This is a genomic window from Photobacterium rosenbergii (assembly GCF_033022775.1).
GTDB lineage: Bacteria > Pseudomonadota > Gammaproteobacteria > Enterobacterales > Vibrionaceae > Photobacterium > Photobacterium rosenbergii_A.
Genome location: NZ_JAWJZI010000001.1, coordinates 438,510 through 451,147, shown reverse-complemented (window position 1 = coordinate 451,147; position 12,638 = coordinate 438,510). Strand labels below are relative to the sequence as shown.

The 12,638-nt window shown below is 46.0% G+C and carries 11 protein-coding genes; 4 read left to right on the top strand and 7 right to left on the bottom strand.

Annotated elements, in window-relative coordinates; translation table 11 throughout:
- Positions 1–25: 25 nt before the first annotated feature.
- Genes otnI through ltnD form a run of 4 tightly spaced genes read right to left on the bottom strand, consistent with a single transcriptional unit; the run spans position 26 to position 3,594 of the window.
- A complete protein-coding gene (gene otnI / locus R2X38_RS02120) occupies positions 26–802 on the bottom strand; it encodes a 2-oxo-tetronate isomerase (RefSeq protein WP_317520376.1) in 777 nt (258 codons plus the stop codon).
- Positions 802–1,434, bottom strand: coding sequence for an aldolase (locus R2X38_RS02115; protein WP_317520375.1), 633 nt, complete (start codon positions 1,432–1,434; stop codon positions 802–804). Before R2X38_RS02115 ends, otnI begins: the two co-directional genes overlap by 1 nt.
- On the bottom strand, positions 1,427–2,686 hold the full coding sequence (gene otnK, locus R2X38_RS02110) for a 3-oxo-tetronate kinase (protein ID WP_317520374.1): 1,260 nt from the start codon (positions 2,684–2,686) through the stop codon (positions 1,427–1,429). The genes R2X38_RS02115 and otnK overlap by 8 nt, the downstream gene beginning before the upstream one ends.
- A gap of 2 nt (positions 2,687–2,688) precedes the next feature.
- Positions 2,689–3,594 carry an L-threonate dehydrogenase gene (gene ltnD / locus R2X38_RS02105; protein WP_317520373.1) on the bottom strand — a complete coding sequence of 302 codons (906 nt, stop codon included), beginning with the start codon at positions 3,592–3,594 and terminating at the stop codon, positions 2,689–2,691.
- A 294-nt stretch (positions 3,595–3,888) separates the two neighbouring features.
- Between ltnD and R2X38_RS02100 the strand changes: the two genes are divergently transcribed.
- A complete protein-coding gene (locus R2X38_RS02100) occupies positions 3,889–4,647 on the top strand; it encodes a DeoR/GlpR family DNA-binding transcription regulator (RefSeq protein ID WP_317520372.1) in 759 nt (252 codons plus the stop codon).
- A 45-nt stretch (positions 4,648–4,692) separates the two neighbouring features.
- Here the strand turns inward: R2X38_RS02100 and R2X38_RS02095 are convergent, their stop codons facing one another.
- Entirely contained in the window at positions 4,693–5,118 is a 426-nt protein-coding gene (locus R2X38_RS02095) for a hypothetical protein (protein WP_317520371.1), read from the bottom strand.
- A 164-nt stretch (positions 5,119–5,282) separates the two neighbouring features.
- On the opposite strand from R2X38_RS02095, the gene R2X38_RS02090 reads away from it, so the two are divergent.
- On the top strand, positions 5,283–7,280 hold the full coding sequence (locus R2X38_RS02090; protein ID WP_317520370.1) for a metallophosphoesterase: 1,998 nt from the start codon (positions 5,283–5,285) through the stop codon (positions 7,278–7,280).
- 295 nt (positions 7,281–7,575) lie between these two features.
- Positions 7,576–8,298 carry a hypothetical protein gene (locus R2X38_RS02085; protein WP_317520369.1) on the top strand — a complete coding sequence of 241 codons (723 nt, stop codon included), beginning with the start codon at positions 7,576–7,578 and terminating at the stop codon, positions 8,296–8,298.
- 7 nt (positions 8,299–8,305) lie between these two features.
- Here R2X38_RS02085 and R2X38_RS02080 read toward each other — a convergent pair whose 3' ends face one another.
- Positions 8,306–8,815 (bottom strand): RNA methyltransferase, encoded by a 510-nt coding sequence (locus R2X38_RS02080; protein ID WP_317520368.1) that lies wholly within the window; start codon positions 8,813–8,815, stop codon positions 8,306–8,308.
- Positions 8,816–9,065: 250 nt separating this feature from the next.
- Between R2X38_RS02080 and R2X38_RS02075 the strand changes: the two genes are divergently transcribed.
- Complete coding sequence (locus R2X38_RS02075) at positions 9,066–11,435, top strand: ATP-binding protein (RefSeq protein ID WP_317520366.1); 2,370 nt, start codon at positions 9,066–9,068, stop codon at positions 11,433–11,435.
- Between the two features lie 87 nt (positions 11,436–11,522).
- On the opposite strand, the gene R2X38_RS02070 is transcribed toward R2X38_RS02075, so the two are convergent.
- The gene (locus tag R2X38_RS02070; RefSeq protein WP_317520365.1) at positions 11,523–12,443 is read right to left on the bottom strand and encodes a DMT family transporter; all 921 of its coding nucleotides are present in this window, start codon (positions 12,441–12,443) and stop codon (positions 11,523–11,525) included.
- Positions 12,444–12,638 lie beyond the last annotated feature (195 nt).

The following is a 12,638-nucleotide window of genomic DNA, read 5'->3' as shown; positions in this document are numbered from 1 at the left end:
TGGCTACTTATAATTTGTTATTGATTTATAAATAAGGTTGAACCCATTGCAGACCCGCTTGGGTATTTGTTCTAGGGTTGTACTCGCAGCCAATCCAACCGATATAGCCTGATTCGTCCAACACATTGAACAGGTGAGGGTAGTTAAGCTCGCCCTCGCTTGGCTCGTGACGGTCTGGTACCGAGGCAATCTGGATATGGCCGGTGTAGTTAGCCAAATCGCGAATAAGAACTGATAGGTCACCATCCATAATTTGGGCGTGGTAGAGATCTAGCTGTAACTTCACATTCGGGCGATCAACTTGTTTGATCAGCTCAACCGCATCACGCTGGCGAGAAATGAAGTACCCCGGTACATCACGGTTGTTCAGTGGTTCAATCATCAGCTCAATGCCATGTTCAGCAAACACATCAGCGGCAAAGCGAATATTGTTAATGAAGGTGTCAACGTGTTGTTGGTAGCTGAAGGTGCTATCGACAATACCTGACATTGCGTGGACTTTTTTACAACCTAAGGTGAGGGCGTAGTTCAGAGCCGTATCGACGCTGGCACGAAACTCTTCTTCGCGACCAGGAATGGCGGCAAAGCCACGCTCTCCAGCATCCCAATCACCCGGAGGCATATTGAATAATGCTTGTTCGAAGCCATATTTCTTTAGTTCACAAGCAAGCACCTCAGCATCAAAGGCATATGGGAAAAGGTATTCCACGGCCTTGAAACCGGCTTGGTGCGCTTGCTCAAAGCGCTCTAAAAAAGGTACTTCGGTAAATAGCATGGTGAGATTTGCTGCGAACTTTGCCATTATTTGCCTCTCCCTTGTAGGTCAGTAATTTCTTCTTCGCTTAGGTATCTGATTGGTTTGCCATCTAGCATCAATGCGAGTTTCGCGGTTTCTTCCAGCTCTTCGGCATTGTCGACCGCATCAATGAGGTCACTACCTGTAACAACCGGGCCATGGTTAGCCAGCAAGAAGGCACGGTAATCCTTCGCACGTTTAGCGAGCTCTTCAGCGATGCGCGGATCCCCCGGGCGTAGGTACGGGATCACGGGTAGTTTCCCGATTCGCATAACGAAATATGGCGTGAACGGCTTAATGGCATTGTCGGTATCCAGCCCTTCCAAACAGGACAGCGCTGTCAGGTAAGTCGAGTGCAAATGAACAATGGCATTGCATTCACTGTTGTTACGGTAAATCGCTAGATGGAAGGCGACCTCTTTCGAAGGGCGGTCACCAGAAATATGGTTGCCATCGATATCAATCACCGATAAACGTTCTGCATCCAATCGGCCAAATGAAGAGCCTGTTGGTGTAGCGAGAAAGTGCCCGTTAGGCAGTTTGAGCGAAAGGTTACCCGCGCCGCCGGTGGCGTAACCTCGCTCGAACATCGAGCGAGCAAGCGTTACCATTTGCTCCCTGAGTTGTTGTTCAGTCATGGTAGAACCCTTGTGCCGTTTCAAAGAAGTTGGCGTCACCAAAGTTGCCTGATTTCAGTGCCAGTGACAGGTTGTTGTCTACCGCTTTGACCCAAGGCACACCCGGTGCAATCTGAGGGCCGATATGGAAACCTTTAACACCAAGGCTTTGGGTTACAACACCGGATGTTTCGCCGCCCGCGACAATGAAGTTCTTCACGCCATTTTCTTTTAGCTGGTGCGCTAGTTGGCTGAAGAATTGTTCAACCGCTTGGCTGGAAGCCTGCGCTCCATATTGAGCTTGGATAGCTTTCAGTACTTCCGGCTCTGCGGTGGCATAAACCATAGGCGCGAAGTCAGCATCAAGGTTTTCAAGCACCCACTTAAAGACCGATTCACAGTAATCTTGCTGTTCAAGGCACGCTTTAACATCCAATGCTAGGTGTGGTGCTTTTTGAGCGTAAGTGGCAACTTGCTGGTTGGTCATGATTGAACATGAACCTGATAGAACCACGGTCTTGGCTTGTTGAGGTTTACCGGCTTCTTTTGCTGATGACTGATCGCTTAAATGTTCGGTCCAGTTTTTGGCAATACCTGAGGCGAGACCAGAGCCACCTGTGACCAGCTTGAGTGTTTTTACTGCTTCACCGAGCGTTTCAAGGTGGGATTGGTTGAAGGCATCAACAACCACATAGCGCTTGCCTTCTTGGCTTATGGCGGAGAAGCACTCAGTAATAGCCTGCGCACCTTGTTCAATGGTTTGGTAGTTCACCAAACCCGTAGTGCCCTTTGATTGGGCATCCATCAAGCGAACGAGGCTTGAGTCTGTCATTGGGGTAACTGGGTGATTACGCATCCCCGAGTCAGAAAGTAATTCACCCAAAACGAATAGATGGCCATTGAAAACAGTACGCCCGTTAACCGGAAGGGCAGGGCAAACGATAGTGAATTCTTCGTTTAGGGCCTCAAGCAGTGCATCTGTGACCGGGCCAATGTTACCTTCGCGAGTACTGTCGAATGTCGAGCAGTATTTAAAGTAGAACTGTTGGCAGCCTTGCTGTTGTAACCAGTTAAGGGCTTCAACCGAGGTTTCGATAGCCTCGTTAACAGGGCAAGAACGTGATTTTAGGCTGATCACAACCGCATCGGCGTCAATATCTAGCTTGGTTTCTGGGACACCATTGAGTTGAATGGTGCGCATGCCGTTCTCAACGAGAAAGCCAGCAATATCTGTAGCGCCGGTAAAATCGTCAGCGATAACTCCTAGTAACATGGTTATTGCTCCTTCTTAGGCAGTTCGATACCGTCGAAAATCTTAATGACCGCACTGTCGTCTTCCTGGCCAAAACCTGCATTACTGGCGCTGGTGAACATGTTCAGTGCTGTAGAGGCGAGAGGAAGTGGGAATTTCAGATCTTTTGCAGTATCAGAAACAAGGTTGAGATCTTTAACAAAAATGTCGACCATTGATGTCGGTGTGTAGTCGCCATCTACAACGTGCTTCATGCGGTTTTCGAACATCCAAGAGTTACCCGCAGCATTCGTCACTACGTCGTACATCAAGTCCAGAGGGATATTGGCTCGAGCGGCAAGGGCCATGGCTTCGGCTCCAGCAGCAATGTGAACGCCTGCAAGCAGTTGGTGGATAATTTTGACTGTGGCTCCCATGCCGATCTCGGTGCCAATGTTGTAAACCTTACCGGCGGTAGCATCGAGAACTGGCTTTAGCTTGTTAAAGGCTTCTTCCGAGCCTGATGCCATAATGGTCATTTCACCAATATTGGCTTTTGCTGCGCCGCCTGAAACTGGCGCATCAAGCATAAGCAATTGATGCTCATTAAGGCCTGCCTCAATAGCTTTGGCATCTTCTGCAGAAATAGTCGCAGAAACCATTACGGCTGTGCCTGGTTTAAGTTGTGCGGCAAGTTGGTTATCAAAAAGTACTGCTTTAGCTTGGCGGGCATTCACAACCAGTAATAAGACTGCATCGAGTATATTGGCGAAGTCTGCACCGTTGTGCGAAACGCCTTTCGCACCGGCTTGTTCAAGCTCTTTCAGTGCGTCGGTGCTCAAGTCGACACCATAAGTATCGAGACCTGCTCGAATACAAGACTTTGCGGCCCCCATACCCATCGAACCAAGACCAATTACGGCAACTGATTGTAATTGTTGACTTTCCATTTGCCTCTCCATGTTAACTTTTGTGAATTTGTGTTCTTGTTTGTGATTCTATGTTGCTTTTCAGCAAAGGAGAAGGTGTGACTTCACACTTTTTAACAGTGGCAATGATAAAAAGTGTGAAAGCAGGATGTGAAAATATAGCGTATTTTTATAATGAAGCTGGTTTGTGTAGCTAAGATCCTGAAATAATTAAGGATAATTAATTTTTGACTTACCAAATGCTCACATATATTCACAAGTGTTGCTATGTGGTGTTAAGATATGTGCAAGATAACAATATATAGAAGAACCAATATGATTCCGGCAGAAAGACAACGAACGATCCTGACTTTGTTGGGTAATCAGGAAGTCATCAGCATTAGTGAATTGACTCACCAACTTGACGTTTCACATATGACTATTCGCCGTGATATTGCCAAGCTAGAGTCTGACGGGCGCGTTATGTCTGTATCGGGTGGGGTACAACTTACCGAGACAATCCATACCGAGCTTTCACATGATGTGAAAATTAACCAGCATAGAAATGAAAAGGCTGATATTGGCTTTTATGCCGCCCAACTGATCAAACCGAATATGACGGTTTATCTCGATGCGGGGACAACGACGCTGGAAATTGCTCATCAGCTTAATCATAGAGACGATCTTTTGGTGATCACCAATGATTTCGCCATAGCTTGTTATTTGATGAACCATTCTGAGTGCAGCATTTACCATACAGGTGGAAAGGTTGATAAGGGAAACCAATCTTGTGTCGGTCAACAAGCGACGCATATCTTGCGGGAAATGAATATTGATTTGGCGTTTGTCTCGACCTCTTCCTGGAATCAGCGTGGGATCTCAACCCCAAGCGAAGAAAAGGTATTGGTCAAGAAAGCGATTATTGCTTCATCGCAGCAAAGCTATCTTGTCAGTGACTCTTCCAAATACGGAAAAGTAGCAACGTTTCATGCTGTGGATATTGAGTGCTTCGATAAAGTGATCACTGACAGTGAGTTTCCGGTTAGCTGTATAGAAGATTTCAACGAACGCGGTATCTCGGTTGAAGTGGTCTAGTTTGTGCATCCCTTTTATAAAGGGATGCACAAACTCAATAATGCTTCAGCTGTTGTTACCTGCTTCAATAAAAGGCCTTTGAGCCTCAAATCCATTCATGAACAGGCAGCGGTGCGTGTACGCTGAAGTAAGCAGCATATGATGGTCTATTTCGGTATAACGTCTTTTTGCGCGATCGGCAAAGTATAAATACTCACTATGAGTACGGTTCACAATAGACTCGGCAGCTTTCTTCGGGACATTGAATTCTGCAACCAAAGATTGGTAGCTAGAAAGGTGGATATCATATCGCTCTTTTTCAAGGTACTTGGCAGCCGCTAGACAGGTTGCTTCTTCATTTAGCTCAAACATCATTTCTTCAGGTGCAAGCTGGCGAGGCTGTACAGTTTGTGTTTGGTTTTCATTGGCAATAGCGGTTGGGCTTAATAGTGCACTGAGCACGGTAATAAATAGGGCTGTTACTGGTTTCATGTTCAAAGGTATATAAGAAGTTTTGCCTGAGAATATCGCTAATCGATGACAGTTTGATTGAATTTGTTCTGCAACAATTGCAGAGCGAAAAAGTAAATAATGTCATATTTTATTCGTAGATTACTCGCAAATTATTCTTTCAAATAATATTAGCAGTGGTAATCATGCAAAATAACACATGGAAACGTTCACTTGTAGCGATGTCTATTATTGCAACGCTGGCGGGTTGTAATAGTTCTTCTTCAGATGATTCAGGTAAAACATCACCAAAACCAGATTCAGCGTTAAAAGTCGGCCTTCTCCCTGATACTCAAGGTGGTGGTTGGAATGTTGCTATCCATCCGATGGAAGCTGTGTTGGCCAAGCACCAAGAAGAGGGGGTGAATGTCGTTATCCCAGTGGGTGACTTAACTGATAACGGTTCTACTAAAGAGTGGGAACAGTGGCGCTCAGTTGCAGATAAGTATCGTGAAGCGGGTATGGAGTTCTTGCCAGTCATGGGTAACCATGAAACGAGTTGGGCTTATACTGTCGAGTGGATAGATAATATGCGTCACTTTATCCCAGAAGATGCCGTGCATATGCCTTCGGCTGAGTGGCTGAATTACTACATTATTCGCGACAATGTCTTGATGATTGGTTTGGCTTACTACAATTTGCCGATTGCCTTTGGTTGGATTGAGGACGTTATCGCACAAAACGAAGGTAAATTTGACCACGTAGTTATTGCAAGTCATGACGGCCTTGTCGGTGCTAAATACGGTCAAACCCGTGAGCAAATAGTCCAAGGTGTAAAAGACGACAACCGCCTGTTTGATATTCATAAAGACATTCGAGAGCTATTTGCAAAGTATGATGTGATTTGGGTGCAGGGCCATGAACATATGTATCAGCGCTCTCAAATCCATGCTCGCGTATATGGTTCGAACGATCCAGGTGGCCGCAGTAATGTTGATACGCTTGCTTCTACACCTAGTGGTGGCAACTACCGTATGCCTTCATATACACAGATTGTAAGTGGTAATGCCTCTTACAAAGGTTATGAATACCGTTATGGTGAACGTGAACTGATTCAGGACGTCATCCAGCACAAAATGGCCACAATGAAAGCTGATTATGACTCAAACCATTATGATGCCAATGCTGCAATTTTAAGTTTTGATGGCAACCGCGTTGATTACCATGCCTACTATGCCCCTCATACCATTACGCGTAATGAAGATGGTATGAAGGAACTTGAAGATCCGAACTGGACTTTGATGGATACCTTCAGTCGTACATTGGATCGTTGTGAAGCGCTTATCTATCCTAACTCTATTCCAGAGGGACAGCGCCCAGTTCTTAATCATATTTCTGAATACAAAACTAACGATTGTCTGGGCTATGACGGCTCTTCAGCACGCTTGGTCGGTGGCGTAAATGAAACATTCAACCGGGTAGATACAGATGAACGCACAATGGGCTACAACGCGGGTCTAACACGTGCTGAGACGATGAATGATATGATGCGCCTGACCTATCAGTTCCTGTTTACGCAAAACAAAGCATGGGATCCGAACCTTAATAGTAGCGAACGTGTCATAGCCGGTATTCCTGAGCAAGATGAAACGGGCGCAGAGAAGGGGTCTGTGACTGTCCCTGCCACGACAATTGATATGAAGAAGCATGTGACGTTGAGTTGGATGCCAAAAACTAACGAGACGCGCTCTGATATTTTGATCGTCAGTGGTATGCAGAATCACGGTGGTGTTTACCAAAATGCCTTTGGTGGTGAAAAGAACATTCGAGGCGAGTCGGGTTTGCCAGGCTCGCAGCCAGATGGCACGGAAAAAAGGCCACACGCTCGATTACCTTTAACCGCTACCCAAGACTGGAATGTTGAGGAAATCATCGGTGACAAATATGGCGTTCAATTTACCGCTGACGCTGATTTGAATGCTAAAGATTTGGTACTGGGCGAGCAGGTGAACGGGGAGTGGAAACCGTTGGTCACAGAAAACTGTGTGGTTGATGCGCCATGGGATGAGTACTATTTGGTCAATGAGCCTGTCCGTGATGCAACGTGTGCTGACAAGCCGGTTGTGGGCTATGATAGCCAATATGGTAATCGCTGGTGGATGATTGCTGATCGTGACTTGGAAATTGCGCTTGTTAAGCATTAATTCGCCGAGCTAATACAAATAAAATTAACGAGTGTAAGCCGCTGGGTAACCCTGGCGGCTTTTGTGATTTAGCACATGCATCAATAACTCTGTCAGGTTGTTAGATTAGGATCATAAATTGAAACTAAGCCGCTAACTTTGAGATATTCTTTTCTATACTCTAAGTAGAAGACGTGTCGTCATATTTAAATCAACTCTTCCCAACAGTCGTTTCTCACACCCTTTCCAATAACTGAACAACCGTTTGTATCTCACTGGTGCGAAAGCATCAGTCTTCGATTATTAGGGGGTTATCATGCTTGATTTGGCAAATAGCAGCGTATTGAAGAGTAAGCAGGCGAAAGCGACCACAGCGTCCAACATCATCAAGAACGTAATTTTGGTCGACTTTATTGAGCTGTATTCTCAGGCTGAAATAGAGCTGTTGCAGCAAGCACAGCAACTCATTGACAACGGAAAAGCCCGAGTACAATCCCTGAAAGAAAAACGTAAGCTTGAGGAGACACAAAGAGAGCAGGTCGAAGGTGTGCTTCATGTGCAAGCCTACAACAGAGCATTGTCTTACCTTGAAGAGATGTCTTTGTCAGAGCTGTATTTTATGAGTGTTTGTTTTTCGTATTCATCTTCTTCGATAGTTGAGCTGATCCAGGATTATGATCATCAGCACTATCTGGCATCAGTGCAACGATGGCTAGATATAGAGAGTGGGGAAGAGATACATTTCGAACAAACACCTGAAGAGGTGCGTGAAGAGTGGCAATGTGGTATTGCCAAAGCTGCGGTCGAAATGATCAGTTGGCCATGCTTGAAGTACCATCGGGATTACCAAGAATCAAAGGTGGTTTACGTTGAACCCAAAGGGCTAGGAGAGGATTTCCCTCAATCGGTTTTTGCCACTGTTATCGACAATAACCAGTCAAATTTGACGGAAGATTGTTTGTCCGTAATACAGATGCTCGCTGCCTATGAAAACAATGCAGCGAACGTCAGGAAAATATTAGCGAAATTAGGCCACTAGCCTGGCCTTATTTTTTCACAACAAGCCTGTTCCGGTTATCACGACTCTCTCGGATAAGTTCATCACCCATAATCACATTTTCCGCTTTTGCCAAGCGGTCATAAAGCAGCACATTTACCGTTGCGGCCAGGTTCATACAGCCGACGGTAGGTACGTAGACAACAGCGTCGGCTTGGTCGACAACCTCTTGGGCAATTGTGCCGTCTTCCGGGCCAAAGATATACAAAGCATTGTCAGGATGCTCAAAAGCGGGTAGGGCTGTTGCGCCTTCTGCAAGTTCGACACAAACAATTTTGGTGTCGGCAGGTAAGTCATCAAGTAGCGATTCTACGTTGGTCAGTGGGATCTTATCGGTAATGTCTTTGGTGTCGGTATGGAATTTAGCCGCATAACCGTAGCGATTGCCCGTATACTTGACTGAATCGACACGATAGCAGCCCGCTGCACGCATGACCGCCCCAACATTGGTAGGGCTTTTAGGGTTACTAAGTCCAATACTGACTCGGTTGTTTTTCATTGATGATTTCCGCTGAGCTTGTTTCAAGCGCGGCATAGTAACAGAGAGACAGGTTAAGGGGTAGGCGGACATACTATGAGCTGACACTGAAATTGTATAAAAACCTCTTTTTGGTATGGTTTTTGTACATAAATACAGCAAACGATACCTTTCGGGCTGGCTCGGCAGCAGTAAACGTAGTCTAAGTCACTAAATCATAATAATTTACTGACTACACTGGATGTAACTGATTGTTTATGGAGGGAGCCATATGACTATTCAACCGCTAAGCAGTGACAAACTGTACCGCGCCTCAGAACTAAATGGCTTGCCTGAAGATTGTAAGTCGACCAAAAACCTGACCCCACTTGATGAAATCGTCGGTCAAGAACGTGCCCAGAAGGCCGTTGAGTTCGCCATGTCTATCAAGGAGAAGGGGTATAACATCTATGCCATTGGCCGTAACGGCCTTGGCAAGCGCACAATGGTGTTGCGCTACCTCAATCGTCACGATCCTAACGGAAATGGTAACCCTCTATATGACTGGTGTTACGTCGCCAACTTTGAAGAAACCCGTAGCCCCAAGGTTCTAAAACTACCTGCTGGCAGTGGGCATGCTTTCAAAAAAGATATTGAAAAGCTGATGACCCGCTTGGTGAAAGCTCTGCCTTTGGCTTTTGACAACGAAATGTATTACAGCCGCTCGGAAAAGCTGAAAAACCAGCTGACCCAGAAGCAAGAGAGTGCACTTTTAACACTGACTCAAGAAGCAAAAGAACACAGCGTCAGTCTTTCGGTGACAACCACAGGTGAATATCAGCTTGTTGCCCTCAACGGTGAAGAGCCTCATACCGAAGAATCATTTGCCAAGTTACCCGATGAAAAGCAAATGGAGTTTGAGAACACCATCAATGAGCTAGAACGCCAGTTGCGTAATATTGTTCGTCAGTTAACAGAGCTGGAGGAGGAGTTTTCCGATAAAATTCAGAAGCTTAATGAAGAAGTTGCGCTGGATGTGGTGTCGCACTTTATCAAGGAATTGAAAGAAGAATATAAGCCTTTGCCAGAAGTGATTGCTTACTTAAAGGCTATGCAGGCGGATATCCTGGAAAACCTTGATATTTTCCTGGAAGAGAGCGAAGAGCAAGTTGCATTGGCTTATGCTGCACTAGATAAGAAAATGCCTCGCCGTTACCAAGTGAATGTCCTGGTGAACCAAGACGACTCTAAGTTTCCGATTGTGGTCGAAGAGAGCCCGAATTATCACTCTATTTTTGGTTATGTGGAAAACGCCACGTATAAAGGTACGGTGTTTACAGATTTTTCATTGATACGTCCGGGTAGCTTGCACAAGGCCAATGGCGGTGTGCTGCTGATGGATGCGGTGAAGGTTCTGGAACGCCCATATGTTTGGGATGGGTTGAAACGTGCACTGCGTTCCCGCAAATTGAGTGTGAGCTCGCTAGAGAAAGAAGTAACGCTGTCGGGCACGATTTCGCTAGACCCTGAGCCGATCCCACTCAATGTGAAGATCATTTTATTTGGTGATTACCAAACCTACCAGTTGCTTCAGCACTATGATCCTGAGTTTAGCGAGCTATTTCGAGTAACGGCGGACTTTGAAGATGAAATGAACCGTACCGATGAGTCGGAGGCGCAATACGCCAAGTTCATTTCCAGTATTGTTAATGATAACAAGATGTTGCACTGTGATCGAAAGGCAATTGGCCGGATCATTGAATACAGTTCGCGCCAGGCGGATGATCAGAACAAGTTGTCTTTGCACTCGGCAGACATTGCTAACTTGCTGCGTGAGTCCAATTATGTCGCCAAGTCGTCCAATGCCACGATGATCAGGGCTAACCATGTTGAGCTTGCCTTGAGCAATCAGGAAATGCGGGTAAGCAGGCTGAAAGATCATGTCATGCAGACCTTCACCAACGGCACAACGTTGATTGATACCGATGGTGAAGCCGTCGGGCAGGTGAATGCCTTGTCAGTGATTTCTACCTCGGATTACCAATTTGGCTCGCCAAACCGGATCACGGCTACAACCTCCTACGGCGAGGGGGGTGTATTCGATATAGAACGCAGCGTTGATCTTGGTGGTCGAATTCACTCTAAGGGTGTGATGATTTTATCTGCCTATTTGGCATCTGTGTTTGGCCGCAGTAAGCGTATTCCACTGACCACCCACCTGACGTTTGAGCAGTCCTATGGCGGGGTCGATGGTGACAGTGCTTCGATGGCAGAGCTGTGTGCCATTGTCTCGGCGTTTTCTCAACTGCCAATAAGGCAAGATGTTGCCATTACCGGTTCGATGAACCAGTTTGGTGCTGCCCAGCCAATTGGTGGAGTGAACGAGAAAATTGAAGGCTTCTTTGATGTTTGTGCGATAAAGGGGCGGAAACCAGGGCAGGGTGTTATTATCCCGCAGTCTAATGTTCATAACCTGATGCTGCGAAAAGATATCGTAGAAGCAGTTGAGAAAGGGGACTTCAATATCTGGGCTATCCGTCATGTCACGGAAGCCATTGAAATCTTGATTGGTCAAGTTGCAGGACAAGCTGGTTTGGATGGTATCTTCCCTGTTGATAGTGTGCTGGGTCAGGCTCAGCTTAAACTCAATGCCCTAAGGTAAGTATTTATGAGTTAAACGAAAAGACCGCCGATGGCGGTCTTTTTTTGCAATTTACACTGATGGTAATACACGAATCAGTATTTGATATTACTTACCCGGTGCTGCGCGTTGACTGCCGAAGATGTTGATCAGGGTACCGATTATGATCAAGCTGCCGCCCAGCAGCGTCCAAATTGAAGGCAATTCATTAAACAGGAATGCGCCTAGCAAGATTGAAAAGACCACCTGGATGTAAGAGTAAGCAGTCGCTTTGCTCGCTGCTTCTGTTTGCATCGCTTTGGTTAAACAGACTTGGCCGATTTGGGTAAAGATACCCACCAGTAGCAACAAACCAGTTTCAAACAGTGTTGGCATCTGGATATCGCCACCCAACAGGAAAAGGGATAGAGGCAGGGCGATGAACGGGAAATAGAACACGATAACCGAGCTGTCTTCACTCTTGCTCAAACGTTTGACGATGGTATAAGCAACCGCACTGAAAAACGCGCCTAGCATTGCGATACCGACAGCAAAAGTGGGCAGCTCTACCGCATTACTAGCCAGCATATTCGGCTTAACGGTAATAACCAGACCAAGAATACTTAACACGATACAGGCGACAGTAGACAACTGGATACGCTCTTTTAAGAACAGAAGTGCCAGTACTGCTGTAAATACCGGGTGCAGGTATTGAAGGATAGTCGCTTCAGCCAATGGCAGGTGCGCAATGGCATAGTAAACGCAAATCAGCCCTAGTGTACCGACGGTTCCCCGCGCAATGAGAAGCGGTTTGTTATTGCCCCATACCGGGATCTTTTTGCGTTTGATATCAAGGTAGCTGATCACCAGTGAGATAAATGCCCTGGCTGCAACTATCTGGAATATCGGCATGCCAGTGCTGCTGACCAGTTTCACACAGGCTGCCATAAGTGCAAAACCAAGCGCAGATAGCAGCATGAATCTAAGCCCAATAGGAAGTTGACCCAGTAGAGAGTTTTTAAAAAAAGAGGGAACAAGGGTTTTGTGCATTGGTGAAATTGAAACCTCAGGTGTGATGCAACAAGAAAATGCTGCTCCAAATGATAATGGGAATCGCTGCCGCAAGTTTGCCTGAAAATGATGCATAACGCACCAGATATGTGTGATGAATTCAGATAAAAATTTGGCACAAAGAAACCCTCTGATTTGTTTTTTTTATGTAATTAACATCTATGATCGATATAC